The following is an 18,121-nucleotide window of genomic DNA, read 5'->3' as shown; positions in this document are numbered from 1 at the left end:
TTCATAGTCAAAGTGAGTATTAACTTAGTATTATCAGAATCGTACCAGCTAGCGTCATTAAAATATTCGCAATCGCATAGGTACCCGCATAACCAAGGGCAGGGATGGTGGACTTAGCGTAGTCGTTAACGACATCCATAGCTGGAGCGCAAGTACGGGCGCCAATAATGGCACCGAAGAGCAGAGCACGGTTCATCTTGAGTACGTGTGCGCCAACTAAGTAAGCCAGAACTACAGGCACAACACTGACAATAAATGCCAAACCAATGACTTTTGGTCCTACTTGCGTTAGGTGCTCGAACATCTTTCCACCTGCACTTAGACCAATTCCCACCATAAAGAACATTAACCCTAGATCTTTGACCATATTCAGCGCCCCTTGTGGGACATAACCGAAAGTAGGGTGATTTGCTCGTAAGAAACCAAGCGTAATACCGGACAACAGAAGACCCACCGCATTACCCAAACTGAAAGACACCTGACCGAACGTCATTGTGATGAGGCCAAACAGAATACCCAAAATAAAGAAGCTACAAAAAGCGAGCAAATCGGCCATTTGACTGTGGATCGAGATGAAACCGATTTTTTCCGCCAGTCCATGTACTCGGCTTTTCTCGCCGCTCACTTGAAGGACGTCCCCTTTAGCGAGCACAATGTCTAAGTCCATAGGCATTTCAATCTGAGCGCGAACTACGCGGTTTAAGAAACAGCCAAACTCAGACAAATTCAAATCCGATAAACGTTTACCAGCGATAGCGTCACTTTTTACGACGATTTCTTCTTCAACGATGCGTAAATCAAGCAAGTTACGGTCGAATACTTCTTTACCATTACGGAAGCTAGGGTCTAATCGAGCATGGCTGTCAGGGAAGCCAACCAGTGCAATTTCATCTCCCTCTTGCAAGATAGCATCACCATCTGGGTGGGCGAGAATACCATTGCGACGGATTCGTTCAATGTAACAGCCAGTTTGACGATAAATACCCAGTTCTCGCAAGTTTTTACCATCAGTCCAGTCAATTAGCTCTGGGCCCACTCGGTAAGCTCGAATAATGGGTAAATACACTTTTCTCTGGCTTGAATTTCCAAGGCCACGCTCTTGTGCGATTTGCTGCGCGGAGTCAGAAAGGTTTTGTTTTTGCAGTTTTGGCAACAATTTAGCAAACATGATCATGCTAATTAAGCCGACCAGATAAGCCATCGCGTAGCCTACGGATAGATTTTCTAATACCAGAGAAAATTCCATATTCCGCGGTATAGTCGCAAGGCCAGAGTTAAGAGCATCTTGTGCACCAACCAGTACTGGCGTTGCGGTCAATGCGCCTGCCATCATACCGGCGGATAAGCCAAAATCGAGGCCGAAATAGTGACTCAAACCATACGTTAAGCTGACCGCAGACACGAGAACAGTCATGCTTAAAATAAAATAATGCTTACCATCTCTGAAGAATATACCAAAAAAGTTTGGTCCAGCTTCAATGCCAACGCAGTAGATAAACAGCATAAAGCCAATGGTTAAAGCTTCTGCATTAAATGAGAAACCAAGGTGGCCCATTACCAAAGAGGTAATAAGAACGCCAATAGAGTTGCCTAATTGTAATTTGCCAAATCGAATTTTTCCGATGGCAAGGCCAATGGCTAATACGACGAAGATTAGAAGGATAGGGTTTTGCTCAAGAAGGTATACGACGTCTATGTTCACTGTGTGGCTCGGTAGAGTGTGTGCCAAAAAAGATTAAGAACTGTGAATTGTAACTAAATATAGCAAAAAGATAAGTGAATTTTTTTAGGTTTTACCATTAGTTGACTTAACGTAATAACCAGCTGAAAAATAATAAAAAAGCCGCATGAAGCGGCTTTTTTGAAAACAGTCTTTATTACTCGTCAAATAGACCTAGGTGCTCTTTCGCGTATGCTTCGAATTCGTCGCAGCCACCGATGTGCTCTTGGTCGATAAAGATCTGGGGAACGGTTTCAACTGGTTTACCAACTGTTTTCTCAAGATCTGCTTTAGAAATACCCTCAGCGTGAATATCAACGTAACGGTAGTTGAAGTCATCACGTTTTGCTTTTAGCGTTTCTGCGTGCTCTTTTGCACGAACACAGAAAGGACATGCAGGGCGACCAAAGATAACAACGAACATAATCTTATTTCTCCTAAATCTATTCTTTTTTGAAAGCGTACAAAACATAGCGGCTGAGTGCGCTTTCTTTTGTTGGAGTAACTATGCCCGATCCAGATACGGAAATAAAGCGGCAATTACCTCTTGGTTCTATAGGTGAAATCTATCGAATAAAAACTAAACGCGCGTGCTTATTTTACGGCTCTGAAGTATGTGAAGTGACGCATAAAAAACATACATTCTAAAGGGTTAATGATGGCAAGGTGGAATTGGTCAATTTTTTTTGTTTAAAAAAATAGCAATCTATTTTGGCTATACGCAAATAACTTCAACTCTTACATAAGTGTTAAATCAGAGGGCGAGAGGTTATTTGGGTATATTCTTTTGGGAGGGTGTGTATGTTTCAGTTTATGACTGCAACAAGGATTATATTTGGTGAAGGTGCACTTCAATCTTCATTGTCCGTTATTAACCAATTTGGCTACAGTGTTTTGCTGGTTACTGGGCAGGATACCCAACGAGCCGCCCCCATTATCCAATATCTTAAAGCTCAAAATATGCGTTACCAGCACGTAGCTATCGTTGGTGAACCATACATCACGATGGTAGAAGAGACCGCAGTGCTCGGTAGAAAATTCCAACCTGATATGGTGGTTGCGATAGGTGGTGGCAGCGTCATCGATATGGGCAAAGCCTTAGCTGCCATTATTCCCAATCAAGGCAATGTTTACGATTACGTAGAAGTGGTAGGAAGAAGCGTCCCTTTAAAAGCAAAGCCTCTTCATTTTATTGCAATTCCTACGACAGCAAGCACTGGTTCAGAAGTGACCAGAAATGCTGTGCTGAAATCTGGACAAGATAAAGTGAAAGTGAGTCTTCGAAGCCCTGATATGCTCGCAGACGTTGCCATTGTAGACCCGACACTTACTTACGGGACCGACCAATACACATCTGGACGTGGCGCAATGGATGCGTTCACTCATTTAATGGAAGCGTATGTGTGTGGTGAGCCAAACCCTCTTACTGATATGGTCTGCGAAGAGGGGCTACGCCGTTTAAGCCGTTCAGTGATTGCCGCTTGTAAGCAAGATAATCATAAGGCGCGCTCTGATTTATCGTTCGCTGCATTGCTTGGTGGTATGGCGATTACTAATGCCAAATTAGGTGCTGCTCATGGGTTAGCATCGGCGTTAGGAGGCAAGTTAGACGCCCCCCATAGCGTTATTACGGCTCGCCTAGCTCCGCACGTGATGCAGGAGAACATTAACGCTGCTAAACTCGCGGGTAGGAATGATGTGATAAGTCGTTATCGTAAGCTGGCCCAATTAGTCACTGAGCGAGTAAATGCTAACGAACACGATGGAATTCTTTGGGTAAATATGGTGCTAGATAAGTTAGCGTTACCGCTACTGGCTCAATTTGGAGTATGCCAAACCTCTTTTGAGCAAGTGGCGAATGATGCGCTTAAATCAATGGCAATCAAAGGGAATCCTTTACCTCTTAATCAGGAACGTTTGATACACATATTGCAGCAAGTCTGTGATTGTAGTGGAGAGTGTGTAGCAGAGAGTGCACAACATGTCAGTTCTGTTGAAGTACTGGAATCAAGAACGGACTTATCGAGTGTCAACGACTTAGGGTGATTGCTCCCTTAGCAGCATTAAAACAAAAGGGGAGCCTTGAGCTCCCCTAGATAAAGTATTGACTAAGCTTTAGTGCTTAGTACTGGCTTAGTTTGTCATAGCGACTGTCTTTCAACGCATCTTTTACGCGTTTTAGGTTCTCACGGAAACCTGTACCACGGCGAAGAGTGAAGCCAGTTGCTAGCACATCAATCACTGTCATTTGTACAACCCGGCTTGCCATTGGCATGTAAACGTCGGTATCTTCTGGAATATCGAGCGTGATGGCCAGCGAGCTTGCCTTTTCTAGAGGAGAATCCTTCGCTGTAATCGCAATAACCGTTGCGCCATTTTCACGAGCAAGGTTCGCTATTTCTACCTGACTCTTTGTTCGACCGGTATGAGAAATAAGAACCACAACATCATTATCACTGCAGTTGATACAACTCATGCGCTGCATAACAATATCTTCAAAACAAGTAATTGGAATATTAAAGCGAATAAACTTGTTTTGTGCGTCTCGGGCAACAGAAGATGATGCACCAAGGCCAAAGAATGAAATGCGCTTCGCTTGCGTTAGCAAATCGACCGCACGGTTCACTTGCATTGGATCTAGGCTATTTTTCGCGACATCTAAACAGGCCATCGTCGATTCGAAAATCTTATGGGTGTACGCGTCTGGGCCATCGTCTTCTTCCACATTACGGTTAACGTAAGGGGTGCCGTTTGCTAGGCTCTGTGCCAAGTGAAGCTTAAAATCTGGAAAGCCCTTGGTGTCCAGACGACGACAGAAGCGGTTTACAGTGGGCTCACTAACGTCAGCCATTTTAGCCAGCGTTGCAATGCTTGAATGAATTGCAGTTTGTGGAGACGCCATAATTACTTCCGCAACTTTGCGCTCTGACTTACTGAAATTCTCCAGGTTTTTTTGAATTTTTTCTAATGTATTCATAGTGTTCACGAGGGTATAGAGAACAACTCGCTGGCTCTGCTAACGAAAGGAAACACGAAGATTCCGGAGTAGAGTGGGGCGTTAACGAAAACAACCAGCGCCATAGAATCAGTATAAACCTGATCTTCAATCAGTCTAAACCAATAACGGGTACTATTTAGTGAGAATTTGACAGGCCTCAAACAAAATGTTGTAAAAACTACAGAATTGGATGTGTAAACGAAGTTTTGTTGCGCTAGTCGCACGATAATGATGTTTGAGTTACATCAAAACGAAAAAAAATTTCAAATTGATGTAACTCGATCTGGCTGTTAAGACGATTGAATATCGACAACCAGCTGTTGAATTCTTTTCATCAAATTTGGTGCTTGCTTGGCGATTTCGCGTTGTTCATCAAGCACTGAGCTCAAAATTTCTTTTGTGGTCAGTGGATTTGCCAAAACCACTCTAAACACTATCGTATTCATGCGTTGCCATTGGTCTGGGTTCAGTCTTGTACGTGAAACGAACGATTTGCCCGTTTCGCGCTGACGCTTTTGAATAAACTGTGTTAACTCATTGATCAGCTCATTCAGTTGTTCTTTTTGTGAGCCTTCTGCTTGTGCTAATGCTTCACGGATGAATGGCGGCAAATAACGGTATGTGAGCAGACAAAGCTCTGGTTCAGAAACTAACTCGAAATCATCTTGCTGTTTGATTAAATCCGCAAAGTATCGAGCTTTTTCAATGCTTTGGTCAATCAGAAGCTCGTAACCTGGGCGACTTATGATGTGCATTGCGGCGTAGACCAACATCGCCATGCCCGAACGTGAGCCTTCTAATGTATGGCTGCCTAGATCTTTTGAACCTTTGCGCAATATATATTGAGCGTGATGCTCTATGGATTTCATTGCGTCAGGGTCTTTGAACAGAACCATACCAGCGCCCATCGGGATATAGAGCTGCTTGTGTGCATCAATAGTTACTGAGTCTGCCATTTCCACACCTTTAAGAAGATGACGGTGATGGTTAGACATCAGTGTTGCGCCACCCCATGCGGCATCCACATGGAAGTGACAGCCGTGAGCTTGGCAGACTTCAGCGATTTCAGGCAATGGATCAACATTACCTGTCTCTGTTGTGCCAGCCACACCAATAACAGCAATAGGCTTGATATTTTGTTTTTCGAGCTCAACAATTTTCGCTTTAAGGTCGTCGATAATAATACGGTTGTTGGTATCGGTTTTAACCGCAACCAAGCCCTCTTGGCCTAGCCCTAATACATCGGCCGCTTTCTTAAGGGAGTAGTGACCACGCTCAGACACTAGCACCGCTAAGCCATCATAGCCATAGTGCTTCATGGCTTTAAAAAGGCCTTCCTTTTCCACGCCTTTAAATGAGCCATTGGCTCTTAACGCTTTGTTACGTGCTACCCAAAGCGCAGTGATATTGGCAATGGTGCCGCCGGAACAAAATGCGCCTAATGAGTGGTTTGCACTGTGCATCCACTGATTGTAAAAAGTATCATTCTGACCATATATCAAGCGATGCAGCATACCCAAAACTTGACGCTCAAGTGGCGTAAAGGCTTTGGAAGTCTCTATTTTTACCAGGTTTTGGTTTAAGGCGATCATGATCTTTGACAGTGGCATCAAGAAATAAGGCAGTGCCGATGTCATATGACCAATGAAGCTTGGTGAAGATGTGTGAACTGAGTGCGACACCAAAGTGTCGAGTAAGTGCTCTGTATGATCTGACACGAACTCTGGCTGCTCAGGAATCTGAGCAGAAGAAAAGTCTTTTTCGATTTCGCGTAAAGGCTTTTCTTCTGCCACGATGTGTTCACGAAGAAATTGATTTAGATTTCGCGAGAGGCTCTCGTCAATTTTAGTTAACGTTGAGTCCGGACCTTCTGGGACAGTGAAGATCTTTAGCAAGCTCTCAAAGCTAACATCAGCGGTTTTTTGTTCCTTAACCATAGCAAAGAATCTTTGTAGTTATTTTGGTAATGCGAGCGGCACAATCTAAACTAAAACGGGCGCAAAGTCCCGTTTTAATTGTTGAAACCCAAGTTGTAGAAATGAAAATTTTAGGTGAAGGTTACGATATTCACATTAAAAAATTCTAGATTGAGTACGTTAAAACACTCTGATGTTATCGAATGCTAATCAACGACTAATGTGAGCAATCTTAGTCACATTTCTGCTTTTCAATCTTTTCTATTGACTGATTGTACTTATTAAGTGCGGTATCAATTTGTTGGGGATGACTAAGCAGATCAGCGAATGCTGAACGAAGCTCGTAGTTTTTTGGATGGTTAGTTGATTGACGGTCGCTAAATGTCTGTTTTGCAACTTCACCTAACTTATCGCTTCGGGTCGCTAACTGCTTAACGTCATGTTGCTCTAGTTTTAACCATGCTTCGATTGGCTGTTCCGTCGCAACGCGGCTAGGGTCGTTCTCTAGAAAGTAGTGAACCGCTTCGCGGTTTAATTCAAAGTGATGTTTACGTCCATCCAAGAACCATTGGCTAACTTCTTTCAGATCTGGATATTGGGTAACCGTCAAATCAACAAGATCTTGATACCACTGTAGTGAGGCATCGACGTAGCCATCATATTTGCTAGCAAGACATTGTTGATCTGCGGCAAGCGTAAAAGTTGAGCTTGTAGCGAGGAGCGCTGCAACGACAAAGCGTTTCATTCTTCTTCCTTCTGGTTGTTATCCCTTTATTAACGCAATGCACATCAGTTGATGTTTCTCCCTTCTTTCTATTTGGTCGTGACAAATCGTTGGGCTGAATGACGAAAAGAAAGAGGGGTCTTGCCAAAAAATATTGACCACTTTGACGTTAACTGGGTATTTAAATTTTTGCCGTATTGTAATGGATGTTAAAGCGAAAACCTGAGATCTAGCTAGCAAGTGATACAAAGAAAAGCATCATAACTGGTACCAATAAACTCAAAATAAAGCCGCTAACGATAGCAACAGGAACACAACGCACACCACCGGTGGTTTGAATAACGGGTAGGGTGAAGTCCATTGCTGTTGCACCGGCATAACCAATTGCGGTGCACGGATAGCTACGAATAAAGAGAGGAATGGCAACCAGTGCGACTAGCTCTCTCATCAATTCAATCAAGAACGACGCGCCACCAAATACCGGACCAAAAGCGTCACCCATTAAAATACCTGCGAGTGAATACCAGCCAAAACCTGAAGCCATTGCGAGTGCTTGATAAAGAGGAAGATCCAAAAGCACCGCTGCAAGAACGCCACCAAGCATACATGTTGCGATGACAACAGCCGCAATGGCCATTCCTTGTTTATTTAATAGGATTTGACGCAGAGTAAGTCCACTATTGCGCAGCTGAATACCAATAAAAAATAGAAGTAGAAAGAGTATCCATTCGCTTGCTGTATCTACCCAACTCAAATCAATGGGTAACAGCAGGCCAACCACTAACCCGCCGCCAACGACCACGATAAGCTTAACAGACTCTAAAGCCATCGAAGATAACGGTAGCTTCTTTTGATTTTGATTGGTCTGGAGTGGGATAATTTTATCAATAATAGGCAGAGCCAACAGGTTGCAGGCACTTAGACACAAAAAAAACGTACTCGCATAGAGGAGAATACTTTGTAAGTTGCTGCTTAAATTATCGAGCGCCGCTAAGCTAAGACCCATCAACGACAAAATGACGTAAATAAGGTAGGACGTTGACTGATTGATCTTCTCCAATAACGAAGATCGAGATATAGGAATTAGATACCCCACCACAAGCGGAGCGAAAATAAATAGCATCCCTGAAAACATAAAGCTCAATGATTCCTTTTTGAGATAACATCAACACGCATAAATCAAATTATCTATCGGTTGAAATTAAAGACATTTCACCACACACAGCTCAGCCTTGAGCGAATCGTTTTATCACGGATAAGGTATTATCAGAAAGCGATAAATTACAAACCGCTAGCATTGAGTACAGCACGGATTTGATCATTGAAGTCAGTATCACTCATGTTACTAAGTTCATACAAGACTTCTGCACCAGTTACGTTGAATTCAACTTCATGTTCGTCAATGCGTTCATCGTGATTGCGGAACATCAATAAATGATGCGCAATTCTAGCGATGTCGAGATAACTCACTTCTGGTCGCGTTAACTCGTATTTTTCATTTGAGGATACTTCTCTGAAGTCGTTGTCAAACCCCCAACGCTCAAGTACCAGTTTACTTGTGGCAGAACAACGTGTTTGGAAGATCTGCAATGCAATATCTGGGTCTAAGTAATTGCCCCTATCTAAGTACAAGTGGTACTCATTAATTAGGCAAAATAACCCTATATCGGCTAATAGACCGACCAATAACGCCTTTTCTTGCTCTAGATGACCATAAGTGCCTGGCTCGTGGCTACGAAACGATTGAACCAACATCACCATGACGGCACCGAGCTCACGAGATATCGCTGCACTCTTCACCAAGATGGCATTGCATTCTTTAGTGAGATTAACTGAGTGTTTAAGTTGCTCGATCGCTTGTGCGGTAACAATATCACGTACACGAAGTATTCCGAGACGAGATACCGCTGTAGTTAAGTCGTTGCAGGTGATATTTCTGCGATTGAAAATCACAGAGTTAGCGACTCGTAAAACGACCGCTGCTAATCCGGGATCTTCCAATAAACAGTTAGCAACATCGGCAATCGTGGTGTGTTCTTCGACACATAACTGCTGAATTTTAAGCACGACATCAGGAATAGGAGGTAACGAAATCTTACCCGTGGCGATGGACTGTTCTACCAGCTGAGCAAACTCGGATTCCAGTGCGTTTATAAGCTTATCTTTATTATTTGGCAGCCAAAAAAATGATAAATGTTCCATTGTGACGCTGTACTTGAGATCTTTCGTACAGTGTACCCTTACAGCGTATTCTTTATCAATTAAATGCGTATTATGTGCCCGTAATTGCCAGCGAGATCATAATGATGGCGTGTTTTAGGCATGCTATGCGTCAAAAAAATATCACCACACAAACAATAAGTGTGAAACTAATCACGTATGCAGAATTTATACTTTTTTATATGTGACCTATGTCCTAACTTATTTTTCAACGTTAAGTATGATTAAGCAAGTTGGTGAGCACAACTCACAAAAATATCGCCAACAAATCGACATTTATAATTCGCTATAAGCTGCTGTTTATCTGGTGACATCGCTAATCGGGGTAATTTATTCAGATTAAAGAGGTCAATGGACATGACAGACCAAGCTTTTTTTAAATATGTACGCACCTTCAGTGAGTACCAAAAACGTTCTATGTTCGGTGGTATTGGTTTATTCACCGATGATGCTATGTTTGCGCTTGTCAGCAATGATTGCTGCTACTTACGTGGTGGTAATGGGCTAGATGAAGTGTTTACTCAACTGAGCTGTGAGAAGTATAAGCACGTCAAAAAACAGACGACGGCAACCGTAAATTATTATGATGTAACCGATTTATTCGAATCCGGATATGTAGGGCTTGATGAACTGGTACAGAAATCAATTGAATACTCAATTAAGGAACGGAAATATCAAAAGTCCTCTGCCAGTAGACGCTTAAGAGACTTACCCAACATGCAACTAACCCTTGAACGTATGGTCAAGAAAGCCGGTGTTGATGACGTAGAAACCTTTTTAGAACTTGGACCTGTAAAAGTCTTCAACAAAGTTAAAACGGCTTACGGTAATGATGTTGATGTAAAGCTACTGTGGAAATTTGCTGGTGCAACTGATGGCGTACATTGGAAACTGATCCAAGAGCCGCGTAAAAAACAGTTATTGGCACTGTGTGACTAAGCGAAGCTGATCGCACAATGATTGACTCGTTTCGATGGAGTTAGCGGGTCGTAAAGGCAAGTGTGAAAAGCGGAAAAAGGACGTTGAAGTTTTTTACCACTTCATTGAGTTAGTCATTAAATTAGACAAAAAAACCGAGGCAGAGACCTCGGTTTTTGTTTTTTTAATTTGCTCTTTTCTTATAGCACAAATCTTAAAACTTAAAACGCGTAGTGAACATTACCTGATCACCGTAAAAATCGTTGATACGTGCTTCAGCACCCAAAGAGAAAAGCTCTGTTGAGTGGAATCGAGCGTAGGCAGAGCCAGTCCAATCGTCATCGTTATCGATAGAAACGTAGCCGACTTTGCCGCCTACTTCTAATTGAGGGCCCAACCATTGGCGAACACCTAAGTTAAGCTCCATACCAACATCTGTGCTGCTCTCATTCGAAGGTTGCACAACGCGCATTAGCATTTCACCAGTAAGATCTGCCCAGTTGTTTAGCGGAGAATGGAAGCCAAAGCCTGCAGCTGAGTCAAAATCACTTTCAAACTCAGAGTCAATACGAGCAATAACATGCGCGTTCGGGTGAATTGATTTGCTGAATCCAGCACCAAATGTCACAGGACTTGCGCCAATACGTGCTTCGAAATAGTCGTAGCTAAAGTTGCTCATAGTTGCTGGCGCATTGCGATCGTTTGCAGCTAGGGCATGGCTTGATGCCACTAGTAAGGCAGCGGCTAATAGTGTTTTACGCATAACTAACGATAAACCTTGTTCATTATTTCCATGGATTCAAGCAACCACTTGAACCGTAATCTGATTTGTCCGACATCATAATAAAAAGGAAGGTCCACGACCAACAAAAATGTGTCGATGTTTTGTCAATTAACTTAATAGTTCCTTGGTTTAAGCAAAAACTACGCCATATACGTAGTGTCCGAGAATTTCACTCGGACAAGTAACGATGTTTTTCTAACCTCATTCGACTATGCGAGGTTAGGTGGTGCAATGAGCATCGTTGAGTTCAAGTTAGAACCAAACACTTTATTACTCGCCAAAGCTTGCTCTTCTTTCTGCCATGGCGTTGAGGATTGCCTCAGAATCAAGGATTTGAGTCCAGGATAGCAGGTTATCATCATTCTCAATCACAAACGCGGTAAGCTGAGACACGATTGCTTTTCTCAATGCTTCACCTTTCCAAGGTTTGGCAATGTAATAATCAAGACTCGCGTTATTTACGGCTTCTACGGTGTCTTCCAAACCAGCTTGTCCTGTGAGTAAAACTTTGCGCGCTGCTTTTGTGTCACCATTTTGACTGAGTTCGATTAAGAAGCTGATCCCAGTTTGTTCCGGCATAATGTGGTCACATAAAATGAGCGCAAGCTGAACTTCTTCTTCCGCCATCTCCTCAATCACTTGCCGAGCTTCAGTCACCGATTCCGCTCCTTCGACGACAAAGTTCTCCTCAAAGGGAGCAAGATCTTGGAGCACGCTATCCAAGACTTCTCGTTCGTCATCGACACATAAAATTAGATACTTGGTCATGTTTCATCTCCTTTTTCGATGACTGGTAACCAGACTGTCATTCGTGTGAACTTGTCGAGCTCTGATTCGACGTCAATCCATCCCTTATGTGCTGTCACGATTTGCTGGCAGATGGACAGCCCAATGCCTAAGCCAAAATTACCTTCTTTTTTTGTGGTGAAGTTCAGCTCGAAAATGGCGTCTCTTTGCGACTCAGGAATACCATATCCATTATCTTCAAATGAGATAACGGCATAATGTGTATGCTCTTTTTCTACAAGGCGTGTTTGTATGTTTAACACACCTTTCTCAGGAAATGCGTCAATGGCGTTAGAGACCAAGTTCGTCCACACCTGTTGGAGTGCGATCGGTTGACAAAGGATGGAAGGCAAGTTTGCATAGTCGGTTGAAACTTGGTGCATTTTTAATTTGTTCTCGAAAATCACCAAGGTGTCTTCAATACCCTCATGAATATCGGCATAGTGCAGGGTTTCATCATTTGACCGAGCATATCCTTTCAGGCTTTTTACCATATCAGCAATTCGTGCTGCACAGACATTAATTGAGCGAAGTGTGGAACCTGCTTTGTGGTATTGCTCAAGTGTATTGAGGGCATGATAAGACGCTTGCTGCTTTCTCGTTAGTTGGGTAAGTAGCTCGCGATCGGATTCTAAACCAAGGCTCACCACTTTCTTAGCTAATGCTCTGTCTGGAAGTGTATGGCTAAGCGCTTTTACGCGTGATCTGAGCTCGGCGGTTGAAGCGGGTTTTGAGGTTTGCGCTTTGCTCAGTAATTCAATGCCTTTGCTTTGTATATCGGAACTGGGCGCATCGTTAAGTAATCGTTCTAGCGTATGCGTTAAATTCTCTACGCCCCTTAATATCGCGGCTACTGGATTGTTTAGTTCGTGTGCCACTCCCGCAACCAATTGACCAAGCATCGCCATTTTTTCTCTTTCAATGAGCTGCTGGTGGGCTGATTCTAAAGATTCGAGCGTTTTTTGAAGTTGCAGTTTGGTGTTGATGCTTCTTTGCAATCGGCGGTTGAAGTGGCGTAAGAGCAAGTTTGTAAAAAGAGGCAGTAAGTTTGAGTCGCTTTGCATCACTTTATTGAATACGTTGCGATCGAGTTTGATAACTTCTGTTTTGGTTAGTGTCAGAGCTGTCGAGAAAGAACATTCCCCAGTAACAAACGACATGCCTCCGACAATATTCCCTTTGTTATGGCGTACAACCTCTCGCTGCATGCCTTGCTCATCGCGCTTGTACAGAGCCACTTCACCTTCGGTGATAAACCACAAAAAGCAATTTGGCTCGCCTTCCACGGTTAATAAGTGTTCAGGTGAGTATGTACGGCACGCTCTTGTTTCGTCATTATCTTTAAAAAATTGCTGGAGAGCGGAGATCACTTGCTCGGCTAACTCGGCATCAGACATCGAGTGGTAGTCGTGTAAGAATCCGGCTTGATAATGGCTCATCTGGTTATTGATGTGCGCTCGCAACAAGCTGTGATGATCCAATATCTGACTGTAACTTAGCAGGTCTTCTTTGCCATTTCGCAAGATAAATTGGGTCAGCTCTTTTTGCACTGTGTTAAATAAGACGTGATCTGGCAAAGGTTTAGTGAGGCAGTGGTCGAGCCTGCCCTCATTAACGGCAGTGAGAATTGCCTCTATATCAGACGAGCAGCTAATAAGAATTTTTCTTGCTTGCTCGGTATGTGGCATCCGGTCTAAACCAATAAGAAAATCCACGCCGTTAAAATGAGCGTGATGGCTCGCTATAACTAAAGCAACGGTCTGTTCTCTTTCTTCTAGATACTCTAAAGCGCTTTGAGCCTCTTCTATCGATTCGACAGAAAAAATATCAAACTTACTTGAGAAGGCAGACAGCTCCAATCGAAACTGTTCAGCACTGATTGGGTTGTTGTCGAGACACAACACAGCATAACGATTCACAGATGTTTTAGCTCCGGTTAAAACTTAGCCACGCAAACTTTAACAATAAAAGGACATGATGAGTGGGAGCCAAGTATGATTCCTGATTAATGGACTAGAATAAGCATCAATAGTCTGATTTGTCTCAATGTTTTCTCCGCAGGTGGTTTGGGGTAGACTGACCGAAAATATCTAATAAGTGACGTTATGCAAAATCTTAAAAAAATCGGCGCCATTGGTGGTGCTATCTCATTAGCACTGTGTTGGCCATTGGCTGTCGGACAAATTGGTCAGTCCATCATTGAAGATGGTATTACCAATATGAATGATGAAATGATTAAAGGCGAAGTGGTCGAGTATCAGCGTGGCTATTTGTCTTCAGTCGTGCTGACTCGTTATTCAGTTGTTGATCCTGAGCTTAAAACGCAGTTAGAGCGTGATGGTATGCCAACGACGTTTGACGTAACCAGTGATGTTAGCCACGGTCTAACAAGCCTAACAGCAGATTCAAAATTGGTGGACAATGACTTTTTGCCTCTCACGATGCATAGCCAGACTCAACTAAATGGCAATACAGCATTTATCCTCGACCTAGACAGTTGGCATTATCGTAACGAAGCGCAAGGTGTTTCTGTTTCTACAAGCCCTGCAAAAGTAACAGGTGATGTTACGGTATTGGGTGATCTCAATTACCAAGTTTCCGTTCCTTCTGTTCAAGTGGATTTTGAAAACGGTGAAGAGCTTCATCTGAATGCATTGACAGGGCAAGGTAAAGGAAAGCAAGCAAAAGGCTACTGGTTAGGCGAGCAATCTTTCTCTCTAGAGAAGCTAGATGTGGTTGATGCGAACTTAACGCCTGTCTTTTTGATTGAAAATGCGAGCTACCGTGGTAACACTACGATGAGTGAGTCTGGTGATAAGCTGAACAGTCAATTAAACCTAGATGCTAAGAAACTACGTTTAACTGATGGGACGGATGTCGATAACTTTAAGTTGGATTTCTCAATTGCAGATGTGGATAGCCAGTCTTTTGATCAAATTATGTCTATCTATCAAAGCTCTCCTATGTTAGATGAGCAGGAAATTGCGAATTTATTGCCGCATGTCGATACGCTGTTTAGCAAAGGTTTTGATTTATCCGTGAACGAGCTTTCACTCGCGTTCGGTGACGGCAAGTTCCACAACGAGTGGCAACTATCCATCCCTGAAGGTACTAAGCATATTACTCAAGATCCAATGAAGTTGGTGACGGCCACTACTGGTGAACTTAGCACTTACTTCTCTGATGAATTAGTAACGCATTACCCATTTATTCAAGAAGGGATTGATGAGCTCCTTATTATGGAGTTGATCGAAAAAGTAGAGGGCGGTTATCAATTAAAAGCAGAAATTGGTGAAGGCAAATTGAAGTTCGAAAATGGGCATGAGTTCCCATTGGTGGCTCTACTTATGCCTGCTTTGATGCAGCAACAGTAATTCGTGTTGTTGCGAATTTGTTCCAATTCAACGCTTAGTCTTTAAAAAGAGGTCGTAAGACCTCTTTTCTTGTTTTTATCACTGCAAAAACGTGATATTAATTTCGTAATATTTACATAGCAGGAGCAATGAGCATCATGGAACAAAATACGGACAACGTATTTAACTTCAGTGCAGGACCAGCAGGTCTGCCTAAAGCAGTTATGCAGCAAGCACAACAGGAACTAATCGATTGGCAAGGCCTTGGTACTTCGGTCATGGAAATCAGCCACCGAAGCAAAGAGTTCATCAAAGTTGCAGAAGAAGCCGAGCAGGATTTACGTGATCTTCTGAATATTCCGGACAACTATAAAGTGCTGTTCTGCCAAGGTGGTGCTCGTGCTCAGTTTGCTGCTGTTCCTCTAAACTTACTTGGTGATGCCGATACGGCAACTTACATCGATGGTGGTTATTGGGCTGAAAGCGCGGTAGCTGAAGCGAAAAAATACTGCGAACCAGACGTGTTTGATGCAAAAACAGAAATCAACGGGAAAGTCGCGGTTCTACCTGCAAGTGAATGGAAAATTGCTCCAGAAGCGGCTTACGTTCACTTCTGTCCAAATGAGACCATTGATGGTATTGAGATTAACGATCTTCCTATCACCGACAAACCGATTGTTGCTGACATGTCTTCGACAATTCTTTCTCGTGAAATCGATGTGTCTAAATACGGTGTGATTTACGCGGGCGCTCAGAAAAATATTGGTCCTTCCGGCATTGCTATTGCTATCGTGCGCGATGATTTATTAGGTATGGCGAAGCAGGTACTACCAAGTATTTTGGATTACACTGTTTTGGCAGAAAAAGAATCAATGTTCAACACGCCACCAACATTTGCATGGTACTTGTCTGGTCTTGTTTTCAAATGGCTGAAGGCACAGGGTGGAGTAAAAGCGATTGAGCAAGTGAACCGCGCTAAAGCCGCGCTACTGTATGATTACATCGATCAGTCTGATTTCTACCGTAATGGCGTGCACTCAGCAAACCGTTCTTTGATGAACGTGCCATTTCAACTTGCTAAGCCTGAACTGGATGCAACCTTCCTTGAGCTAGCAGACTCTAAAGGGCTGAAAGCGCTAAAAGGTCACCGAGCAGTTGGTGGTATGCGAGCATCCATTTATAACGCAATGCCGCTTGAAGGCGTTCAAGCGTTAGTAGACTTCATGCAAGAGTTTGAGAAAAACTACGCGTAAGCTCAAACTGATAGTTGTTCTCCAAAGCGTCGCTATTGCGGCGCTTTTGTTTATCTCAACTCACATCATTCCAGGAAGGTAAAATGACCAAGGCAAATATTGAAGCGCTGACTAAGCAGTTCCCACTCTTGGCAGCACTTATTGATCTTGAAGAGGTTTGTTGGTTTAACCCCCATATCACTTCCTTGGAGGAAGGCTTACCTCATGTCGGGTTAGATGAAGAAGATATTCAAGCGGCGAGTGAACGGCTAGCACGATTTGCGCCTTATTTGATGAAAGCGTTTCCCGAAACGGAAACGTCGCGTGGCATTATTGAGTCCCCAGTGGTGGATATTCCCAATATGAAAGTGCGTTTGGAGCAGCAATACGACACGCCAATATTGGGCCGTTTAATGCTCAAAAAAGACAGTCATTTGCCAATTTCTGGTTCGATCAAAGCGAGAGGTGGTATTTATGAAGTGCTCACTCATGCAGAAAAGTTGGCGTTTGATGCTGGCTTGCTCTGTGAAAGCGATGATTACAGCAAATTGTTCAGCAATGAGTTTCGGCAGTTTTTTAAGCAGTACAGTATTGCAGTTGGCTCAACCGGCAATCTTGGTATGTCCATCGGTATCATGAGTGCGAAGCTGGGTTTTTCAGTTTCAGTCCACATGTCTGCGGATGCGCGGGAATGGAAGAAAAATAAGCTCCGGTCACATGGTGTTAATGTCGTAGAGCACCAAGAAGATTATGGTATTGCTGTCGCGCAAGGTCGTAAAGAGGCAGAAAAAGATCCCAACTGTTTCTTTATCGATGATGAAAACTCACGGACGCTGTTTCTAGGTTACTCTGTTGCGGGTGAGCGTCTTAAGCAGCAGTTTGATGACTTGGGAATCGTGGTTGATGAGCATCATCCATTGTTTGTTTATCTTCCTTGTGGTGTTGGCGGCGGGCCTGGTGGCGTGGCATTTGGCTTGAAGGTAGCGTTTGGCGAGCATGTCCATTGTATTTTCGCAGAGCCAACGCACTCCCCGTGCATGCTGTTGGGCGTACATACAGGCTTGCATGACGATATTTCGGTACAAGATTTGGGTATCGATAACATCACCGCCGCTGATGGTTTGGCAGTCGGGCGTGCCTCGGGATTTGTCGGAAGAGCGATGGAAAGGCTACTTGATGGTTTTTACACCATTGATGACGCTCGTATGTATCACCACTTGGGTGAGTTAAGTGAACTGGAAGGTATTAATCTAGAGCCTTCTGCATTAGCCGGTATGATTGGGGCAGTGCACGTCTCGAATAACCATGCTTATCAGTCTCGAATGAAATTTGACGAAGAAAAACTCAAAAACGCAACACATCTTGTTTGGGCAACAGGTGGGGGCATGGTTCCGGAAGATGAAATGGCGGCTTATCTCAAAAAATCTGGTCGGTAAATCAGCACTGTATACGTGCTTAATTAGGTAACTA

15 protein-coding genes are annotated in these 18,121 nt (G+C 43.4%); 5 read left to right on the top strand and 10 right to left on the bottom strand.

What is annotated here, in order from left to right; translation table 11 throughout:
* Positions 1 to 19 precede the first annotated feature (19 nt).
* Both R7E29_RS01985 and R7E29_RS01980 read right to left on the bottom strand, forming a co-directional pair.
* On the bottom strand, positions 20 to 1,702 hold the full coding sequence (locus R7E29_RS01985; protein ID WP_005378028.1) for an aspartate:alanine antiporter: 1,683 nt from the start codon (positions 1,700 to 1,702) through the stop codon (positions 20 to 22).
* 175 nt (positions 1,703 to 1,877) lie between these two features.
* Positions 1,878 to 2,144 carry a GrxA family glutaredoxin gene (locus R7E29_RS01980; protein ID WP_005378026.1) on the bottom strand — a complete coding sequence of 89 codons (267 nt, stop codon included), beginning with the start codon at positions 2,142 to 2,144 and terminating at the stop codon, positions 1,878 to 1,880.
* A gap of 377 nt (positions 2,145 to 2,521) precedes the next feature.
* On the opposite strand from R7E29_RS01980, the gene R7E29_RS01975 reads away from it, so the two are divergent.
* Entirely contained in the window at positions 2,522 to 3,766 is a 1,245-nt protein-coding gene (locus tag R7E29_RS01975) for an iron-containing alcohol dehydrogenase (RefSeq protein ID WP_054576427.1), read from the top strand.
* A gap of 76 nt (positions 3,767 to 3,842) precedes the next feature.
* Here R7E29_RS01975 and R7E29_RS01970 read toward each other — a convergent pair whose 3' ends face one another.
* The 5 genes from R7E29_RS01970 to R7E29_RS01950 form a co-directional block, all read right to left on the bottom strand.
* A complete protein-coding gene (locus R7E29_RS01970; RefSeq protein ID WP_005378021.1) occupies positions 3,843 to 4,697 on the bottom strand; it encodes a MurR/RpiR family transcriptional regulator in 855 nt (284 codons plus the stop codon).
* Positions 4,698 to 5,008: 311 nt separating this feature from the next.
* Positions 5,009 to 6,655, bottom strand: a complete 1,647-nt coding sequence (gene panP / locus R7E29_RS01965) for a pyridoxal-dependent aspartate 1-decarboxylase PanP (protein WP_033905124.1) — start codon at positions 6,653 to 6,655, stop codon at positions 5,009 to 5,011.
* A gap of 211 nt (positions 6,656 to 6,866) precedes the next feature.
* Positions 6,867 to 7,379: a hypothetical protein gene (locus R7E29_RS01960; protein WP_017634875.1), complete on the bottom strand. Its 513-nt coding sequence runs from the start codon at positions 7,377 to 7,379 to the stop codon at positions 6,867 to 6,869.
* Between the two features lie 208 nt (positions 7,380 to 7,587).
* Entirely contained in the window at positions 7,588 to 8,493 is a 906-nt protein-coding gene (locus R7E29_RS01955) for a lysine exporter LysO family protein (protein WP_005378011.1), read from the bottom strand.
* A gap of 146 nt (positions 8,494 to 8,639) precedes the next feature.
* Complete coding sequence (locus R7E29_RS01950) at positions 8,640 to 9,560, bottom strand: HDOD domain-containing protein (RefSeq protein ID WP_054576428.1); 921 nt, start codon at positions 9,558 to 9,560, stop codon at positions 8,640 to 8,642.
* A 369-nt stretch (positions 9,561 to 9,929) separates the two neighbouring features.
* Between R7E29_RS01950 and R7E29_RS01945 the strand changes: the two genes are divergently transcribed.
* Complete coding sequence (locus R7E29_RS01945; RefSeq protein WP_005378007.1) at positions 9,930 to 10,517, top strand: TfoX/Sxy family DNA transformation protein; 588 nt, start codon at positions 9,930 to 9,932, stop codon at positions 10,515 to 10,517.
* Between the two features lie 193 nt (positions 10,518 to 10,710).
* Here the strand turns inward: R7E29_RS01945 and R7E29_RS01940 are convergent, their stop codons facing one another.
* From R7E29_RS01940 to R7E29_RS01930, 3 genes are all read right to left on the bottom strand, one after another.
* Positions 10,711 to 11,259: a hypothetical protein gene (locus tag R7E29_RS01940; protein ID WP_005378006.1), complete on the bottom strand. Its 549-nt coding sequence runs from the start codon at positions 11,257 to 11,259 to the stop codon at positions 10,711 to 10,713.
* Positions 11,260 to 11,550: 291 nt separating this feature from the next.
* A complete protein-coding gene (locus R7E29_RS01935; RefSeq protein ID WP_005378005.1) occupies positions 11,551 to 12,048 on the bottom strand; it encodes a response regulator in 498 nt (165 codons plus the stop codon).
* On the bottom strand, positions 12,045 to 13,985 hold the full coding sequence (locus tag R7E29_RS01930) for an ATP-binding protein (protein WP_054576429.1): 1,941 nt from the start codon (positions 13,983 to 13,985) through the stop codon (positions 12,045 to 12,047). Before R7E29_RS01930 ends, R7E29_RS01935 begins: the two co-directional genes overlap by 4 nt.
* A gap of 186 nt (positions 13,986 to 14,171) precedes the next feature.
* Here R7E29_RS01930 and R7E29_RS01925 point away from each other — a divergent pair, with 186 nt between their 5' ends.
* The 3 genes from R7E29_RS01925 (at position 14,172) to R7E29_RS01915 (ending at position 18,087) form a co-directional block, all read left to right on the top strand.
* The gene (locus R7E29_RS01925) at positions 14,172 to 15,440 is read left to right on the top strand and encodes a DUF945 family protein (protein WP_042521988.1); all 1,269 of its coding nucleotides are present in this window, start codon (positions 14,172 to 14,174) and stop codon (positions 15,438 to 15,440) included.
* Between the two features lie 137 nt (positions 15,441 to 15,577).
* Positions 15,578 to 16,672, top strand: a complete 1,095-nt coding sequence (serC, locus tag R7E29_RS01920; protein ID WP_005378000.1) for a 3-phosphoserine/phosphohydroxythreonine transaminase — start codon at positions 15,578 to 15,580, stop codon at positions 16,670 to 16,672.
* Between the two features lie 83 nt (positions 16,673 to 16,755).
* On the top strand, positions 16,756 to 18,087 hold the full coding sequence (locus R7E29_RS01915) for a D-serine ammonia-lyase (RefSeq protein ID WP_213904722.1): 1,332 nt from the start codon (positions 16,756 to 16,758) through the stop codon (positions 18,085 to 18,087).
* Positions 18,088 to 18,121 lie beyond the last annotated feature (34 nt).

Source organism: Vibrio sp. Vb1729 (assembly GCF_033338655.1).
Classification (GTDB): domain Bacteria; phylum Pseudomonadota; class Gammaproteobacteria; order Enterobacterales; family Vibrionaceae; genus Vibrio; species Vibrio alginolyticus.
This window is presented reverse-complemented; position numbering and strand designations above follow the sequence as displayed.